Origin of the sequence: Ramlibacter tataouinensis, from assembly GCF_001580455.1 — a bacterium.
In the GTDB taxonomy this organism is placed as follows: domain Bacteria; phylum Pseudomonadota; class Gammaproteobacteria; order Burkholderiales; family Burkholderiaceae_C; genus Ramlibacter; species Ramlibacter tataouinensis_B.
The window spans coordinates 1295507-1312909 of record NZ_CP010951.1 but is presented as its reverse complement, the minus strand read 5'-3'; the positions used below and the strand labels follow the sequence as shown (position 1 = coordinate 1312909).

Annotated in this window: 11 protein-coding genes; 6 read left to right on the top strand and 5 right to left on the bottom strand. The window is 69.0% G+C overall.

Annotation, left to right across the window (positions count from 1 at the left end):
- Window positions 1-36: 36 nt before the first annotated feature.
- The 5 genes from UC35_RS06385 (at window position 37) to UC35_RS06370 (ending at window position 10479) form a co-directional block, all read left to right on the top strand.
- A complete protein-coding gene (locus tag UC35_RS06385) occupies window positions 37-5952 on the top strand; it encodes an alpha-2-macroglobulin family protein (RefSeq protein WP_061497297.1) in 5916 nt (1971 codons plus the stop codon).
- Window positions 5949-8072, top strand: coding sequence for a penicillin-binding protein 1C (pbpC, locus tag UC35_RS06380; RefSeq protein WP_061497296.1), 2124 nt, complete (start codon window positions 5949-5951; stop codon window positions 8070-8072). The genes UC35_RS06385 and pbpC overlap by 4 nt, the downstream gene beginning before the upstream one ends.
- 61 nt (window positions 8073-8133) lie before the next feature.
- Window positions 8134-9933 (top strand): oligoendopeptidase F, encoded by a 1800-nt coding sequence (pepF, locus tag UC35_RS06375; RefSeq protein WP_061497293.1) that lies wholly within the window; start codon window positions 8134-8136, stop codon window positions 9931-9933.
- 117 nt (window positions 9934-10050) lie between these two features.
- Complete coding sequence (locus UC35_RS23440) at window positions 10051-10248, top strand: hypothetical protein (protein WP_145979354.1); 198 nt, start codon at window positions 10051-10053, stop codon at window positions 10246-10248.
- 15 nt (window positions 10249-10263) lie between these two features.
- Window positions 10264-10479 carry a hypothetical protein gene (locus UC35_RS06370; protein WP_145979353.1) on the top strand — a complete coding sequence of 72 codons (216 nt, stop codon included), beginning with the start codon at window positions 10264-10266 and terminating at the stop codon, window positions 10477-10479.
- 62 nt (window positions 10480-10541) lie between these two features.
- On the opposite strand, the gene UC35_RS06365 is transcribed toward UC35_RS06370, so the two are convergent.
- The 4 genes from UC35_RS06365 to UC35_RS06350 form a co-directional block, all read right to left on the bottom strand.
- Window positions 10542-10832: a KTSC domain-containing protein gene (locus UC35_RS06365; RefSeq protein WP_061497288.1), complete on the bottom strand. Its 291-nt coding sequence runs from the start codon at window positions 10830-10832 to the stop codon at window positions 10542-10544.
- A gap of 46 nt (window positions 10833-10878) precedes the next feature.
- Entirely contained in the window at window positions 10879-11673 is a 795-nt protein-coding gene (locus tag UC35_RS06360) for a sulfite exporter TauE/SafE family protein (protein WP_061497286.1), read from the bottom strand.
- A 79-nt stretch (window positions 11674-11752) separates the two neighbouring features.
- Window positions 11753-13648, bottom strand: a complete 1896-nt coding sequence (locus tag UC35_RS06355; RefSeq protein ID WP_061497284.1) for a sensor histidine kinase — start codon at window positions 13646-13648, stop codon at window positions 11753-11755.
- A complete protein-coding gene (locus UC35_RS06350; protein WP_227820468.1) occupies window positions 13645-14337 on the bottom strand; it encodes a response regulator in 693 nt (230 codons plus the stop codon). The genes UC35_RS06355 and UC35_RS06350 overlap by 4 nt, the downstream gene beginning before the upstream one ends.
- Before the next feature lie 566 nt (window positions 14338-14903).
- Here UC35_RS06350 and UC35_RS06345 point away from each other — a divergent pair.
- Window positions 14904-15950 (top strand): hypothetical protein, encoded by a 1047-nt coding sequence (locus UC35_RS06345; protein ID WP_145979352.1) that lies wholly within the window; start codon window positions 14904-14906, stop codon window positions 15948-15950.
- Between the two features lie 22 nt (window positions 15951-15972).
- On the opposite strand, the gene UC35_RS06340 is transcribed toward UC35_RS06345, so the two are convergent.
- Window positions 15973-17400 (bottom strand): FAD-binding oxidoreductase, encoded by a 1428-nt coding sequence (locus UC35_RS06340; RefSeq protein WP_061503705.1) that lies wholly within the window; start codon window positions 17398-17400, stop codon window positions 15973-15975.
- Between the last annotated feature and the right edge of the window lie 3 nt (window positions 17401-17403).

Below are 17403 nucleotides of genomic sequence, written 5' to 3'. Positions count from 1 at the left end.
CCACTTGCGCTACGCTTCCCGCCACAGGAGGGGAACATGGGGCCAATCCAAAGAGCCGCCTTAGGCGGGCTGGTGTTCGCCGCGACGGTGGCACACGCGGTGCAGGTCGTGGGCGTCTCGCCGCAGGGCGAAGTCGCGCGGGTGCGCCAGCTCGTCGCCAGGTTCGACGAGGCCGCGGTCGCGTTCGGCGATCCGAAGGCGCCGGCACCCTTGCAGCTGTCCTGCTCCGATGCGCAGGCCACGCGGGGCACCGGCCGCTGGACCAGCGAGCGCGAGTGGGTCTTCGATTTCGCCGAAGACCTGCCCCCGGGCATCAACTGCACGATCCAGACCCGCGCCGCATTCAAGCCCGCCAAGGGCGAGCTGCTGGCCGGCCAGTGGCGCTTCAGCACCGGCGGGCCGTTCGTGCGCTGGGCCCAGCCGCCCGGCGGGCGGATCGACGAAGAGCAGCAGTTCCTGCTTCAGCTCAACGGCGACGCGACGCTGGCCAGCGTGCAGGAGCGCGTGTGGTGCGAAGTCGAAGGACTGGGCGAGAAGGTGCCGGTTCGGCTGCTGCAGGGACGCGAGCGCGACGAGCTGCTGAAGGCCCTGCACCGCGACAAGGCGGCTGCCAAGGCGCCGCTGGCACACCTCACGTTTGCCTGCAACCGCCGCCTGGCGCCGAACGCGCACGTGCGCGTCGTCTATGGCAAGGGCGTGCAAACGCCCAGCGGCGTGCCCAACTCGGTGGAACGGCGCTTCGAGTACCAGGTGCGCGAGCCGTTTGCGGCGAGCTTTTCCTGCGAGCGCGAGAACGCGCAGGCGGCCTGCCTGCCGATCCGGCCGGTGTTGCTGCGATTCAACGCGCCGGTGCCGCGCAAGCACGCCGCGCAGGTGCGCCTGCGCGGCGACAAGGGCGTCATCGAGCCCAGGCTCGATGACGCCGGCAAAGACGCCGACAGCGTCGTCGAGTCGCTGAGCTTCCCGGTGCCCCTGGCCGAGCGTGCGCAATACAGCGTGGAACTGCCCAAGGACTTCCGCGACGCCTCGGGCCGCGCGCTGCACAACGCCGACAGCTTTCCGCTGAAGTTCTCGACCGCGGCGATGCCGCCGCTGGCGAAGTTCTCCGCCGCGCCCTTCGGCATCGTCGAGCGCTATGCGGAGCCCGACTCGGGGCCGCTGCTGCCGGTGACGCTGCGCAATGTCGAGCCCGCGCTGCGCGTGCAGGCCGCAAGCCCGGGCGAAGTCATCGACTTGAAAGCCCAGGCGGATACCGAGATCGTGCGCTGGCTGCTCAAGGTGCAGCGCTACCACGAGAATCGCGTCGAGCGGGCGCGCGCGCAGGCCGACAGCCGCCTGCCGCTGCCGCCCGCGTTGGACAAGCAAGGCCGGGATTGGGTGGAGGGCCGCGCCGTTTCGCTGCTGGCCAACCAACCCGGCGCGCGCGTGCTGGAACTGCCACGGCCGGCGTCGAACGATCCGCGGCCGTTCGAGGTGGTGGGGATTCCGCTGGCGCCGGGCTTTCACGTCGTCGAGATCGCCTCGCCGGTCCTGGGGCAGTCGCTGCTCGATCCGCGCTACGGCCAGGCGCGCACCATGTACGTCCGCACCGCGGCGCTGGTGACCAACTTGAGCGTGCATTTCAAGCTGGGCCGCGAGAACGCGATCGCCTGGGTGACGACGCTGGACAAGGGGGCCGTGGTGCCGAATGCGCGTGTGCGCGTGTCGGACTGCCAGGGCCGCGAGCTCGCGAGCGCGGTGACCAACGCGCAGGGCGTAGCCGAACTGAAAGGGCTGGACCCCGAGGCACCCGCTTGTGGCGGAGGCGACGGCTGGCGGCGCGCCTATTTCGTCAGCGCCCGCGCCAAGGATGCGCAGGGTGGCGAGGAACTCGCCTTCACCTTCAGCGACTGGTACCGCGGCATCGAGCCTTGGCGCTTCAACGTGCCGACCAGCCGCGACAGGCAGCCCGATGCGCGGTACCACAGCGTGCTCGACCGTGCGCTGTTCCGCGCCGGCGAGACGGTGTCCATGAAGCATGTGGGTCGCGTCGAGACCAGCAAGGGCTTCGGCCTGCCGGAGGACCCGCCGCGCGACTTGGTGGTCACCCACCTGGGCAGCGGCCAGCAGTTCACGCAAGCGCTGGCCTGGCGCAAGACCGCCACCGGCGGCCTGAGCGCAGAATCCGCGTTCAAGATTCCGCCGGCGGCCAAGCTGGGCGAGTACTCGGTGGTGCTGAAGGGCAAGCCGCACCGCGAGTTCCCCTCGGCCAACTTCCGGGTCGAGGAGTTCCGCCTGCCGGTGCTGGAAGGGCGCGTGGCGCCGGAGCAGAAGACGCCGCTGGTCGCCGCGACCAGCGTGCCGGCCACCGTGCAGGTCAACCACGTCGCGGGGGGCGCGGCCGTGAACCTGCCGGTGCGCCTCTCGGCGCTGGTGCGCGGCAAGAACCTGTACTTCCCGGACTACGAGGAGTTCAGCTTCCAGCCGCCGCGCGAGCGCAAGGACACCGGCGCGGCGCCGGGCGAAGACGACAGCCAGCAGCCGGACGACGGCCGCGTCGTGGCCGACAAGCTGCCGGTCACGCTGGACCGCAACGGGTCCGGGCGGGTCGCCATCGAGAAACTGCCCGTTTCGCCACGCGCGCGCGAACTGGTGCTCGAGGCCAGCTACGCCGACCCGAACGGCGAGGTGCAGACGCTGCGCGCCGTGCACGCGCTGTGGCCGGCCGCGGTGGTCGTCGGGCTCAAGACCGAAGGCTGGGTGTCGGCCGGCAAGGCGATCCGGTTCCAGGCCATTGCGCTGGGATTGAACGGCAGGGTGCTCGAGGGCGTGCCGGTGCAGGTCAAGGCTGCGGCGCGTGCCGTCAGCACCAGCCGCAAGCGGATGGTGGGCGGCTTCTACACCTACGACAACCAGACCACGGTCAAGGACCTCGGCACCGTGTGCGAGGGCAGGAGCGACTCGCGCGGCCTGTTGCTGTGCGAGGCGACCATGGCGGAGCCCGGCGAGATCGAGTTGGTCGCGACCGCCAAGGATCCGCAAGGCCTCGCCAGCCAGGCCGCAGCCTCGCTGTGGGTGACCCGGCAGGGCGAACTCTGGTTCGGCGGGGACAACAGCGACCGCATCGACGTCCTGCCCGAGAAGAAAAGCTACCAGCCCGGCGAGACCGCGAAGTTCCAGGTGCGCATGCCGTTCCGCCAGGCGACCGCGCTGGTCACGGTGGAGCGCGAGGGCGTCATTTCCTCGCGGGTGATGCAGCTGCGCGGCGACGATCCCACGGTGGTGCTGCGCATCGAAGAAGGCTGGAGTCCGAACGTGTACGTCAGCGTGCTGGTGCTGCGCGGGCGCCTGCGCGAGGTGCCCTGGTACAGCTTGTTCACCTGGGGCTACAAGTCGCCGCGCGAATGGTGGCATGCGTTCCGCTTCGAGGGCCGCGACTACGTGGCGCCGACGGCGCTGGTCGACCTGTCCAAGCCGGCGTACCGCCTGGGGCTGGCCGAGATCCGCGTCGGCCACCAGGCGCATGAACTGGCCGTGAGCGTCAAGCCCGACAAGGAAGCCTATGCGGTGCGCGGCACGGCCCGGGTCAGCCTGCAGGTCACGCAGCCCAATGGGCAGCCGGCGGCCAACGCGGAAGTGGCGCTGGCCGCGGTGGACCAGGCGCTGCTGGAGCTAATGCCCAACGAGAGCTGGAAGCTGCTCGAGTCCATGCTGCGGCGGCGCAGCTGGGGCGTGGAGAATTCCACCGCCCAGATGGAGATCATCGGCCGGCGCCACTACGGCCGCAAGGCGGTCGCTGCCGGCGGTGGCGGCGGCAAGAGCCCGCAACGCGAGCTGCTCGACACCCTGCTGCTGTGGAACCCCAGGGTGCAGCTCGATGCGCAGGGCCGGGCCACGGTGAACGTGCCGCTCAACGATGCACTCACCGCCTTCCGCATCGTCGCGGTGGCCGACATGGGCACCGGCCTGTTCGGCACCGGCCAGGCCACGATACGCGCCACGCAGGACCTGCAGATCATCAGCGGACTGCCGCCGCTGGTGCGCGAGGGCGATGCCTTCAGTGCGCAGCTGACGCTGCGCAACACCACCGCCAAGCCGATGAAGGTGGAGGTCGCGCCGCGCGCGACCCTGCTCGCGCTGGCGCCGCAGACGGTGGACATCCCGGCCGGCGAAGCGCGCGATGTCGCCTGGAACGTGATCGCGCCGGCTGCGCTCGCGTTCACGCGCAACGAGGCCATCCTGTGGGAGCTGGAGGCGCGCGACACGCTGGGCGGCGCGCGCGATGCGCTCAAGGCCTCGCAGCGCATCGTGCCGGCGGTGCCGCTCACCGTGCAGCAAGCCACCCTGGTGCAGCTCGACGGCCCCTACAACCTGGAGGTGGCGCTGCCGGCCGACGCGCAGCCGGGCCGCGGCGGGGTGCGGCTGGCGCTGCAGCCCCGGCTGGCCGAAGGCTTGACCGGGGTGCGCGACTGGTTCGCCGCCTATCCCTTCGTCTGCCTGGAGCAAAAGGCCAGCAAGGCGATCGGCCTGCGTGACGCCAGGATGTGGCAGTCGGTGGCCGCGCAGCTGCCGACCTACCTGGACCGCGACGGCCTGGCGAGCTACTTCCCGCCGCGCGACGGCGAGTCCGATCGCGGCAGCGACGCGCTCACGGCCTATGTGCTGGCCGCCACGCACGAGGCTTCTGCCATCGATCCCGGCTTCGCGCTGCCGGACGACCTGCGCGCCCCCATGGAGAACGGCCTGGTCGCCTTCGTCGAGGGCCGCATCCAGCGCAACTTCTGGGCGCCGCGCAAGGACCTGGACGTGCGCAAGCTGGCGGCGATCGAGGCGCTCTCGCGCTACGGCAAGGCGCAGGGCCGCCTGCTGGGCAGCGTCACCATCGCGCCGAACGAGTGGCCCACCAGCGCGGTGATCGACTGGCTGAACATCCTGCGCCGCGTGCAGGATGTGCCGCAGCGCGAACAGCGCCTGGCGGAGGCCGCCACGATCCTGAAGGCACGCCTGTCGTACCAGGGCACCAAGCTGGTCTTCAGCACCGAACGCGAGGACTACTGGTGGTGGCTGATGGCCAACGGCGACGTCAACACCGCGCGGCTGATCCTCAGCGTGCTCGACGATCCGGCCTGGAAGGACGACATGGGGCGCCTGGCCAACGGCTTCATCGGGCGGCAGCAACGCGGCGCCTGGCACACCACCACCGCCAACCTGTGGGGCGGCCTGGCGCTGGAGAAGTTCTCGCGCAAGTTCGAATCGGTGCCGGTGGCGGGCACCACGCGCGCGGCGCTGGGCGGCACCAGCGCCAGCGTCGACTGGTCGCGGGTGGACCGCGTCACGACGGCCAGCGCCGACGGCGCGCCGCACCAGACCCGCTTGTTCGGCGCCCCCGCCGCGCCCGGCATGCTGCGCAACAACGCCATGATGCTCGCCTGGCCGCAGGAACCCGGCAAGTCGTCGCTGGCGGTCACGCAGCAGGGCACCGGCAAGCCGTGGCTCACCATCCAGTCGGTGGCGGCGGTCGAACTGAAGTCGCCGTTCTTCGCCGGCTACCAGATCCGCAAGACCATCACGCCAGTGGAGCAGGCGGTCGCGGGCAAGTGGAGCCGGGGCGACGTCGCCCGCGTGAAGCTGGAGGTGAACGCCGCCACCGACATGACCTGGGTGGTGGTGTCCGACCCGATCCCGGGCGGCGCCACCCTGCTCGGCAGCGGCCTGGGCCGCGACTCGGCCATCGCCACGCGCGGTGAGAGAAAGGCCGGCTCCGCCTGGGCGGCGTTCGAGGAACGCAGTTTCGAGGCCTTCCGCGGCTACTACGAGTACGTGCCCAAGGGCAGCTTCAGCGTGGAGTACACCATGCGACTGAACAACCCGGGCGAGTTCGCGTTGCCCCCCACGCGCGTGGAAGCGATGTACGCGCCGGAGATGTTCGGTGAGGCGCCCAACGCGCGGGTGAAGGTGGAGGCGGGCCGGTGAAGCGCTGGCTGGCCACGCTGCTGTTTGCCTGCGCGCTGCAGGCGCAGGCCCTGCCCTCGTTCGAGGAAGTGCGCGGCGACTGGCGCGCTTCCGAAACGCTGGTGCTCGATCGCAACGGCCAGCTCCTGCAGCGGGTGCGCACCGACATGAACGTGCGCCGGGGCGAATGGGTGCCGCTGGCGGATGTGTCGCCCGCGCTGCTCACGGCGCTGGTTTACTCCGAAGACCGCCGTTTCTGGGAGCACAGCGGCGTCGACTGGCGCGCCGTGCCGGCCGCGGCCTGGGCCAACCTCTGGAACCGCCGCACGCGCGGCGCCTCTACCATCACCATGCAGCTGGCCGGCCTGCTCGACGAAGCCGGCCGCAGTCCCGGCGGTCGAAGCGTGGGACAAAAGATCACGCAGGCCGCGGCGGCGACGCGGCTGGAGACGCTCTGGCGCAAGGACCAGATCCTGGAGGCCTACCTCAACCTGGTGCCGTTCCGAGGCGAACTGGTGGGCGTGGATGCGCTCTCGCGCACGCTGTTCGGCAAGGCGCCGCACGGGCTGGACGCCGAGGAGGGCGCGATCGCGGCGGTGCTGGTGCGCGCCCCCAATGCGGGCGCGCACCAGGTGGCGCAGCGCGCCTGCGCGGCGCTGCGCGAGGCGCAGGGCCTGCGCGAGTGCGCGGGCATCGCGGTGCGCACCGAGGCCGCACTGGCGCGGCGCGCCTTCGCCCCCAGCGAAGGCATCGCGCCGCACTTCGCGCGCATGCTGCTGCGCGGCACGCCCGCCGCGCCGGCGCGGATCAGCACCACCTTGCGCGCCGATGTGCAGCGCTTCGCATCGGCCAGCTTGCGGCAGCATCTACGCGAGCTGCGGCAGCGCAGCGTGGAGGACGGCAGTGTGGTCGTGCTCGACAACGCCAGCGGCGAGGTGCTGGCCTGGGTGGGCTCGTCCGGCGACCTGAGCGATGCGCAGGAGGTGGACGGGGTCACCGCCCTGAGGCAGGCGGGCTCCACGCTGAAGCCTTTCCTGTACGCGCAGGCGCTCGCGCAGCGCAGGCTGACGGCGGCGTCGCTGCTCGATGACTCGGCCGCCGCCATCCCGACGGCCGCCGGCCTCTACATCCCGCAGAACTATGACCATCACTTCAAGGGCTGGGTGTCGGCGCGCACAGCGCTGGGCGCATCGCTGAATGTCCCGGCAGTGCGCGCGCTCGTCATGGTGACGCCCGAAGCGATGGCGCGCACCCTGCAGGCCGCGGGCCTTCCCTTGCGCGATTCGGGCGACTACTACGGCTACAGCCTGGCGCTGGGCAGCGCCGAAGTGCCGCTGCTGGGGCTGGCGAATGCGTATCGCACCCTGGCCAATGGCGGGCGCTTCGCGCCGGTGCGCTGGACGCGGACGGCGTCACCGGCGGCGCAGGCGATCGATCCGGCGGCGGCCTTCATCGTCGGCGACATCCTGTCCGATCCGAACGCGCGGGCGCGCACCTTCGGCACCGACAGCCTGCTGGCCACGCGCATGTGGACGGCGGTGAAGACCGGCACCAGCAAGGACATGCGCGACAACTGGGCGGTCGGCTGGTCGTCGCGCTACACGGTGGGGGTGTGGGTCGGCAACGCCAGCGGCGCGCCCATGCACGACGTGAGCGGCACCAGCGGCGCCGCGCCGGTCTGGGCGGCGGTCATGCGTCACCTGCATGCGGACCTGCCGTCGCGCGCGCCGGCGCCGCCGCCCGGGCTGGTTCGCGTCCGGGTGCAGTTCGCCGATGCCCTGGAAGCGGCGCGCGAGGAGTGGTTTCTCGCCGGCACCGAGCAGGCGCTGGTGGCCGTGCACGACGAGCGCGCCTCGCGCCACATCCGCTCGCCGGCCGAAGGCACCATCGTGGCGCTCGATCCCGACATCCCGGCCGCGCGGCAACGGCTGCAGTTCACGGCCGGAAGTCCCGCGGTGCGCTGGCGCGTGGACGGCCGGGAGTTCGCCCGCGGGGCGCAGGCCGCCTGGCTGCCCTGGCCCGGGCGGCACCTGATCCAACTCACGGATGAGCGTGGGGCGGTGCTCGACGAGGTGCGCATCGAAGTGCGCGGGGCCGGCCTGAAGGTCGCGGGCGGCGCGGGCCAGCCGAGGGCGAAGTGACGCGGCGGCGCTGACGGTTTCCGACTCGACAGGACAATGACCCTCCGGTGATACTCGGCTGATGAAGAGACTCATGACTCGCGCCGAGGTTGACCCCGCGCAGACCTGGAACCTGGACGATCTGTTCGCCTCAAGGGAAGCCTGGCTGGCCGAGTGCGAGGGCATCGAGCGCGCCCTGCCGACCATCACGGGCTACCAGGGCCGGCTCGGCGAGGGCGCGGCCCAGCTGCTGGCCTGCCTCGATGCCCGCGACGCGCTGCTCGCGCGACTGCAGCGCGCCAGCGTGTACGCCGGCCTGCGCAACGCCGAGGACGGGCGCGACCCGCAGCGGCAGGCGGCACTGGCGCAGGCGAACAGCCTCGGCGCGCGCGTCGAGGCCGCCATCAAGTTCGTGGACACCGAGATCCTGGCCTTGCCGGGCGGCACCATCGACCGGTACCTGCAGGCCGAGCCGGGGTTGGCAGTGCACCGGACGGACCTGCGGGACCTGGAGGCCCTGAAGCCGCACATGCTCTCGCCGGAGACCGAGCGCGTGCTGGCGGCACTCGGCGAGGTGCTGGGCGCACCCGCGATGATCTACAACCGCGCCAAGGCGAGCGACATGCGGTTCGAGCCGTTCACGGATCCTGCCGGGGCGTCGCAGCCGAACTCCTTCAACCTCTACGAGTGGACTTACGAGGGGTCGCCCGAGGTGGGCGTGCGCCGGGCCGCCTGGAAGACGTTCTGCCAGGGCTTGAAGCCGTACCAGCACACCTTCGGCGCCACGTTCGCGACGGAGGTGAGCAAGAACATCGTGCTGGCCCGGGCACGCCACCATGCCAGCGCCGAGCGCTTCCTGCTGCACGAGCACAAGGTGCCGTTCGAGTTCTACACGACCGTGCTCGACACGATCCAGGCGGAACTGTCGCCGCACATGCGCCGCTATGCCCGCCTGCGCAAACGGGTGCTCGGGCTCGATGAGCTGCTGTACTGCGACCTCAAGGCCACGCTGGACCCGGGCTATACGCCGAAGATCTCTTTCGAGGAAGCCGGCGCTTTGATCTTGGAGGCACTGGCGCCGATGGGCGAGGACTACGTCGCCACCGTGCGCAACGCCTTCGAACGGCGCTGGATCGACCGGGCGAACAACATCGGCAAGTCCTCCGGCGCCTTCTGCGCCTCACCCTACGGCGTGCATCCCTACATCCTGATGACCTGGGCGGGCTCCATGCGCGACGCCTTCGTGCTCGCCCACGAGCTGGGCCACGCCGGCCATTTCGCATTGGCCGGCCGCCACCAGCGCTACGTCAACACGCGCCCGGCGATGCCTTTCGTCGAGGCACCGTCGATCATGAACGAGGTGCTGCTGGCACGGCAGATCCTGGCGCGCGGCGGCGACCCGCGCATGCGGCGCTGGGTGCTGATGCAGGTCCTGGGCACCTACCACCACAACTTCGTCACGCACCTTCTCGAAGCCGAGCTGCAGCGCCAGGTCTACCGATTGGCCGAAAGCGGGACGCCGGTGACCGCGGACCTGCTGAACGAGCGCAAGGCCGCGATCCTCGCCAGATTCTGGGGCGACACCCTGGTCATCGACGAGGGTGCCGCGATGACCTGGATGCGACAGCCGCACTACTATTTCGGCCTGTACCCCTACACCTATTCGGTCGGCCTGGTGGCCGCCACCTGCCTGGCGCAGAAGGCCGAGCGCGAAGGCGCCGCGGTCATGACGGGCTGGCTCGATGTCTTGCGCGCGGGCGGAACCTTGCAACCGCTGGAGCTGATGCGCAAGGTGGGCATCGACCTCGCCTCACCGCTGCCGCTGCGCGATGCGGTCGGCTACGTCGGCCAGCTGGTCGCGGAGCTCGAAGCGAGTTTTTGAGGGTTCGGCGCGGCCCGGAGGGAAGCCGAACGCCCGGCGGCTTCCTGTGAACGACCGCACAAGACGCGGGCTCACAACTCACAGTGGATTTCCCGGCTGCCCGGCAATCATCTGGGCATGCAATACACCACCGCCCACCCCGACAATTGCCGCTACTGCAATTCGCCGCTGCGGACACAGGCGAACTTCTGCGAGCAATGCGGCCTGCCCACTACGCGCCAGCGCCCGCCGGCTGATGTCCTGGCGCGGCCCCAACCGGGTGCCGCCAGGGAAGCCGGCGGTGCCCAACGGGCGATGTCCGATTGGCTGGCCTGACGTCAGGTGCTGTTCATGCAGTCCGCTGACATCGCTTTTGTCGTGTTCGCCTTCATGTTGCTGATCCTCGTGGCGCTGCTGATCCAGGGCATCACGCGCGAGGCGCGGCAGCGGGCCGAGGAAGAAAAGACCGCGTTCCTGCGCGAATACCCCGGGCTCACGGAAGAACTCGCGCGCGAGCGGCGCGCAGCACGGGGCATCGCCTTTCGTTCGCTGGAAGCCCGACGCTGAGGGGCGGCCTGCGCTGAGGGTGCTGGGCGGCGGCGGCCATCGGCGGAAGCGCGCGCCCCGCTTCACTCGCCGGGTTTCTTGTCGTCCAGCTCGCCGAACAGGTCGCTCAGTGTCCGGCCGCCTTCCGGATGCGCGCTCGACGTCATCGGCGTCCCTTTCGGATACTCCTCCGCGATGCGGTCTTCCCAGTAGGTCGCGGGGTTGGGCGCGCTGCACAGGCGCCGGTACACCTCTTCCGGAACGTGCTTGTAGGCCAGGATCGACTGGTTCTCGAAGTGCAGGTCGAGCTGGCGCGAGGCGCTGTCGTAGTGCGCCTTGCGGATGCGGCCGCCGCTGAAGGTCTTGCTTGGCATGGGATGGGCCCGGGAGTTGAGCCCATTCTGCACCCCGGGCAGCGACTTACGCGTAGGTCCACAGCATCTTCGTCGCCAGCACGTACAGCAGGAAGGCGAAGATGCGGCGCAGCGTGATCACCGGCAAGCGGTGGGCGAGGCGGGCACCGACGGGCGCCGTCAGCACGCTGCCGGCCACGATGCCCAGCAGGGCAGGCGCGTACACGAAGCCCAGTGCCATGGGCGGCAGGCCGGGGACTTGCCAGCCGCTGAACACATAGCCGAGCGTTCCCATCAGCGCCACCGGCAGGCCGAGCGCAGCACCCGTGCCGATCGCGGTGGTCATGGAAACGCCGCAGAACAGCATGAAGGGCACGGTCAGGAATGCCCCGCCCGCCGACACCAGCCCACAGACGGCCCCGAACAACAGCCCGATCGCCACCAGCGCCGGCGTGCCGGGCAAACTGCGCGCGGCCGATGGCTTGCGGCCGAACAGGATCTGCGTCGCGCCCGCGTACACGATCACGGCGAAGGCCAGCGCCAGCGCGCGCTGCGACACCCATCCCGACAGCGCGGTGGCCAGCAGGGCGCCGACGACCATGCCGGGCCCCATGCGGCGAACCAGCGACCAGTCGACGCCTCCCAGCCGGTGGTGGGCGCGCACGCTGGCGCTGGAAGTGAACACGATCGACGCCATGCCCGTGCCCAGGGCCAGATGCACCACGTGGTCCGGGGCGAGTTGTTGCGCGGTGAGCATCGCCGCCAGCAAGGGAACCAGCGTCATGCCGCCGCCGATGCCCAGCAGCCCCGCAAGAAAGCCGACGAAGGCGCCCGTGCCGAAGTAGATGAGGATCCAGAACATCGAAGCAGTATGGCTCAGCCTCGGGCTTCCGTGACGAAGCCGTGACCGTCACTTCCGTGCGCTGGTGGCGTTCCAGCCGTTACGCGCAGCGGCGTTCTACTGGCAGCACCACCTCCACGACCGTCTGCCCCTGGCTGCTTTGCACAGCCAGCTGAGCCCCAATGAGGGCGGCGCGTTCACGCATGATCTTGAGTCCCTTCCGGGCGGGCCCCTCTGCATCGAAGCCGCGACCGTTGTCGACCATGCGCAGATGCACGGCACAACCCCGCGTCTGGGCCTGAATGGTCAAGGTCGTCGCGTTGGCGTGCTGAAGGACATTCGACAACGCCTCGAACAGCATGAACTGCAGGTGCCGCATGGCGGCGCCATCCATATGGCGCAGGGGCACGATTTCCTCAACTTCCCAAGCCAGCTGGATCCCGGAGGCTACAAGGCGCGGCTCGAGGCGATAGCGCAGGCCGGCGAGCAGCGCGGTGACGTCCCCCTCCGGAAGGCTCATGGCGTCGATCGACAGCTTCAGCTGCTCCAGGGCGTCTCTCAGTGTGACCACAACCTGCGCCGGCTGCGTGCTTTGTGATTGCAGTTGACGGATGGCCGTGTTGATGTGGGCGCCGACGCCGTCGTGCATGTCGCGCAGGATTCGACTGCGCTCAGCCAGGCGCTCCTGTTCGCGGGCCATGCTCTCCAGACGGGTGTAGCTGCCGCGCAGTTCCTCTTCTTTTTGGGCCACTTGTTCCGCCAGGCTCTCGAGCAGGTGGGCCAAGTGGGCGTTGGCCGCGCGGTAGCGGGCAATGACGATGTAGCCCAGGGACAGGCCAAACAGCACGGACGAGTATCTCAACCACATCGTCGTTCCATAGGCGTCTGCAACACGAAGTGCCCAGGCGTCGCGCACCCCCATCGCGACATTGATAAAGGTGGCCAATGCAATCAGGCGGAGCTCCCACGAAGCTTTTCTCGAAAGGGCGTCGCGGCACAAGATGATGGCGAAAGGCACGAAAAAGATCGCTGCCAGCAGGTAGAACGCAGACAGCGGCCGGATGCTCTCCAGCGTCCAGCTCAGATGGGCCGCGGCGGCCCCGAACACCGGCAGCAGCCACCAGGGGCCGAACTTCGCCACGGGGTGTTTCCAGCCCGCGAGTTGGGCACAAAAAGCCATCATCCCCGCGCCCCAGGTTGCAATGGCGACGACCATCAGCACCGACCAGTACTCCCAGCCCAGAGGCGGGTTCATGAGAGGGAGATTGCTTAGCCGCAAGGCCCAGCTCAGTTCCGCGATACAGACAAAGAGGTACAGGGAATCGCGCTGATTGCCGCCCGGGCGCTGGTCCTTTTGCGTCAGCCAGAGGGCGAAAGCGGCACACGCAACCACCAGGCTCAAGACCACCACCCCCACAGAGACCAGAATCTGGTCTGCATAGTCCCTCTGGTACAGCTTGGCGACATCCTCCGCCGGGCCGAAGACCACGGGGGTCAGCCCCGCGCGCCGCCCGCCATCGGCGCGGATCAGGACTTTCAGCACGTTGTGTTCGCGAACGAGGTTCGCCGGCACGTCGACCAGCCTGGGCGCCTTGGCCGTGTCGGTCGTCCCGGAGGCCAGCAGATCCCCTTTCCTCTGCAGCAGAACGTCGTTGAGATGGATCTCATAGGCGTTGCCAACGCGAGAGATGTAGATCGCCAGCGGCTTGCTCGAGGCGGGGTGAAAGTCGAAGTTGATCTCGAAAGTTGCGGACCCGGGCAGGCCGTCATGCTGCCTGTCCCAGAGGTAGGGCAAGCTGACCGCCTGCGAGTGCGCACCGAAGCGGGTGACCGTCGTGGCCTCGGCACGGGCCAGCGTGAGCGCCTGCACCTGTGCATGTTCCGATCGGCTTGTCGCCAGGACCAGGAGAAGCAGGCTCAAAAAGACCAAGGCCATCCAGGCCACGCGACCGGTCGCCAGCAGGCTCGCGTATCGAGAGCGCACGAGCTGGGTCACACCTGCTTGGGCAGGTGAAGCAATCCGAGCTGGGACGCCTCGTACACCGCCTCTCCACGCGACTTCACTGCGAGCTTGGCGTAGAGATTCTTGACGTGGGTCTGAACGGTCGTCACGCCGATCCCCTTCAGCCGGGCAATGTCGCCATAGCTGAACCCTCGCGCAATGAGCTCGAGCACTTCCTGCTCCCTCGGGGACAACGCCCGCATGCCACTGGCGGCGGTTGCGCTTGCCGAGCTCAATCGGCTTCGCTCTTGATTCCCATTGATTCTTGCCAGCACGCGCCTGGCGATCATCGGCGACATTGGGGATCCGCCTTGCTTCATATCGACGATCACTGCGGCCACATCTTCCGGCGCTGAATCCTTGTGGATGTAGCCCAAGGCCCCGGCTTCGATACAAGCGAGGATATTTTCGTCATCGCCAAACATCGTGATGACCAGCGCCTCGCATCGCGGCTCGCGCTGCAGGGCGTAGCGGATCACGTCGATGCCGCTGCCGTCCGGCAATCCAATGTCGATCAAAAGCACATCCAGAGGCGGGTGGTCGCCATCGAGCCAGCGGCGCGCCTCCTGAACCGAGCTGGCCTGCCCGGCCAAGGCCAGTCGAGTGTCCTGCTGAATGGACTGGGCGAAAAAGCTCAGGCTTGGCGGGTCGTCTTCAACGACCAATACCTGCAATGCCTGCATGGCACTCATCCTTCGGAAAGCAAGGACGCCAGCATAACGCGCGGATGGCGCCGTCCCGGGGCTATCACTCGTGGTCTCACTCGAACATGGGATGGACGGCAGCGAGGAGGCCTCCTTGATCGACCGCAAGGAACGTCTGGGATGGCGTTGGCCTCCCTAATTCAAGGGAGGCATGGGTTGACCAAGGCGAAGTAGGCTTCGCTTGAATCCAGCTGTTCATCGTCAAGTCAAGATTCGCCGCTTTGTCGGTGAGGTAAGCCGCGGCAGGACATCAGCTATTGCGACAAGCGGCGCGAAGTCGACGAAATAGGGGAGTGAGTTCCAATGAAGTTATTGGCGAAGTCATTCGGCTTGTCGTCCGAGCCGCAGTTTGCTCACTCGCAACTCACACTGCCGCAAGCCCGTTCCAGCGGGCAGGCGCATGACGCGTCGCGCCTCCAGAGCCAGTTCTCTCGCACGGAGCCGATGTGCTTGGAATGACCGGAGGGCGGACGCTCGCGTCAGAAGCCGGACGTGTCCAACCATGGACCGGCTCCCGCAATGACCAGTCGAGCAAACTGCAGACATTGAGCCAGCCACGACTCCGGGAACCGACCCAGCACGAACAGCCGGTGTTCGGGCTCGGCATGTTCGGCTTCAGCCCGCTGGATCGAAGAATGCTCGAGGCCTGTCTGATCCCACGTGACGCAAGGCCGGGCTGGAATGTCTGCGCTTTCGCCGAGGCCGACGCCTGGTGGATCAATGGCGCGAACGTGCGCGTTCTGCCGGACGGCAACCTGCGCGTGGCCGCTGGTGTACCAACCGAAAAGGCGCTGCGCCTGGACCTTGCCGAAGTCGACCGCCCGATTGCAGTCGCGACGCCGCTTTCGCCCGATTTTGAGCCGCACTGGCGGTTCGATCCGCTGTCGCCGCCCAGCATAGAGGCGGTGCTGCTGCAGTTTGAGACCTGGCTGTGGCAGGCGCGTGCGCAGTTTGTGCTGGGGGCGATGATCGCGGAGAACATCGACCAGATGCGTGGCGCTGTCTACCATGTCAGCCACCAGGGGCATTTGCTTGCGGTGGTCGATCTCAGTCAGAACAAGGCGGCGTTCTTGCCGCGAGTGCATCCCGAGACGCTGTGGGAAGCGAGCTGGCAGCGGCGCCCGCCTGCTGCGAACGCCCTGCCCGCGAGTTTCGTGAATACGACCCCTGCCGTGCTGGCCTGGACCTACGCGCGGCACACTGGACGTTCGCTGATCCCCGCGAGATACCAGCAACTCACCCTCTACTACCGTGGCGCGCCACGCGTGCCCTTGCGATTGCTGCGCGACTCGCATCTGCTGATCCTGTCCGAGCTGTCCGCGGGCCCTGCCAGCCTGGACGAACTGGAGCGCAGGACGACTTTGCCGAGATTGCGTCTCGAGAACGACCTGGCATGCCTTTACTACGCCGGCGCAATCACGTCGCGGCAGCGCAATGCGGGGAATCCGGGGCAGGACTTCAAACGTGAAACTGCGATTGCCCAGGTGTCCGAGTTCGATGCGGAAGCGCTCTGGGGCACCACGAAACCCCCGCCGCAGGATGTCATTTCCACCGCTCCGGTGATGCTCGATCCCGGTGCTCACAAAAGCTAGCCCCAGAGGACCACGAACGCCTTCAGCGCAGCACCTTGCCCGGATTCAACAGGCCCTTCGGATCCAACGCCTGCTTCAACTGCCGCATCAGCTCCAGTTCCACCGGGTCCTTGTAGTTGGCCAGTTCATCACGCTTGGCCACGCCGACGCCGTGCTCGGCCGAGATGGAGCCGCCCATGCCGTGCGCCACGTCGTCCACCAGGCGGCTCACGCGCGCATGGTGGGCCGCGAGGAAATCGGCGGCGGTCTGCCGCGCGGGCCGCAGCGGGTTGAAGTGCACGTTGCCATCGCCCATGTGGCCGTAGATGACCATGCGCGACTCGGGCACCAGCGCCAGCACGCCGGCCGAGGCCTTGCGCACGAAGGCGGCGATGCGTGACAGCGGCACCGAGACGTCGCAGCGGACGCTGCCGCCGGTGCGGGTCTGGGCATCCGAGATCTCCTCGCGCAGGCGCCAAAAATGCTGCACGTCGGCCAGGCTGGCCGCGAGGGCCGCGTCCTGCACCCAGCCGCGCTCCATGCCGGTCTCCAGCACCTGCTGCAGCGTCTCGTCCAACGCCTGCTGTGCGCCGCCCGAGTTCAGCTCCACCAGCACCATCCAGTCGTGCTCCTGCGCCAGCGGCGAGGGCACGCCGCCCAGGTACTGGCGCACCAGCGCCAGCGCCGGGGCTGAAATGAGTTCGAACGCGGTCACGGCCGGGCCGGCCACCCGCTTGGCTTCGCCCAGCAGCTGCACCGCGGCCTCGACGTCGGTGACCGCGACGAACGCCGCCGAGGTGGCGCGCGGCAGGGGCGCGAGTTTCAGCACCGCGGCCGTGATGATGCCCAGTGTGCCTTCCGAGCCGACGAACAGCTGCTTGAGGTCGTAGCCGGTGTTGTCCTTGCGCAGGCCGCGCAGGCCCCGGTAGATGCGGCCGTCGGGCAGCACCGCCTCGATGCCCAGCACCAGGTCGCGCATGTTGCCGTAGCGCAGCACCGCGGTGCCGCCGGCGTTGGTGGAGAGGTTGCCGCCGATCTGGCACGAGCCCTCCGAGCCAATGCGCAGCGGAAACAGGCGGCCGGCCTGCTCGGCGGCCGCGCGCGCGGCCGCCAGCGTCACGCCCGCCTGCACGGTCAGGGTGTCGTTGGTTTCGTCCACTTCCAGCACGCGGTTCATGCGCGACAGGCCCAGCACCACCGCGCCGCCGTGGGCGTCCGGCACGGCGCCCCCCATCAGCGAGGTGTTGCCGCCCTGCGGCACCACCGGTACGCCGTGGGCATAGCACCAGGCCATGACGCGGCTCACCTGATCCGTGCTGGAGGGCAGGACCACGGCGGCGGCCCGGCCGGTGTAGATCTTGCGGTAGTCGGTGACGAAGGGTGCGACGTCGGCGGGCGCGGTGAGGCAGGCCGAGGCGCCGACGATGTCGGCCAGGGCCTCGGCCAGGGGTGCGGGGGAGGAAACGTCCATGGA

Excerpts from the sequence above, each read along its gene's own strand:
- UC35_RS06385 (WP_061497297.1), top strand. The coding sequence starts at position 37 with ATGGGGCCAATCCAAAGAGCCGCCTTAGGCGGGCTGGTGTTCGCCGCG.
- pepF (WP_061497293.1), top strand. The coding sequence starts at position 8,134 with ATGAAGAGACTCATGACTCGCGCCGAGGTTGACCCCGCGCAGACCTGG.
- UC35_RS23440 (WP_145979354.1), top strand. The coding sequence starts at position 10,051 with ATGCAATACACCACCGCCCACCCCGACAATTGCCGCTACTGCAATTCG.
- UC35_RS06370 (WP_145979353.1), top strand. The coding sequence starts at position 10,264 with ATGCAGTCCGCTGACATCGCTTTTGTCGTGTTCGCCTTCATGTTGCTG.
- UC35_RS06365 (WP_061497288.1), bottom strand. The coding sequence starts at position 10,832 with ATGCCAAGCAAGACCTTCAGCGGCGGCCGCATCCGCAAGGCGCACTAC.
- UC35_RS06360 (WP_061497286.1), bottom strand. The coding sequence starts at position 11,673 with ATGTTCTGGATCCTCATCTACTTCGGCACGGGCGCCTTCGTCGGCTTT.
- UC35_RS06350 (WP_227820468.1), bottom strand. The coding sequence starts at position 14,337 with ATGCAGGCATTGCAGGTATTGGTCGTTGAAGACGACCCGCCAAGCCTG.
- UC35_RS06340 (WP_061503705.1), bottom strand. The coding sequence starts at position 17,400 with ATGGACGTTTCCTCCCCCGCACCCCTGGCCGAGGCCCTGGCCGACATC.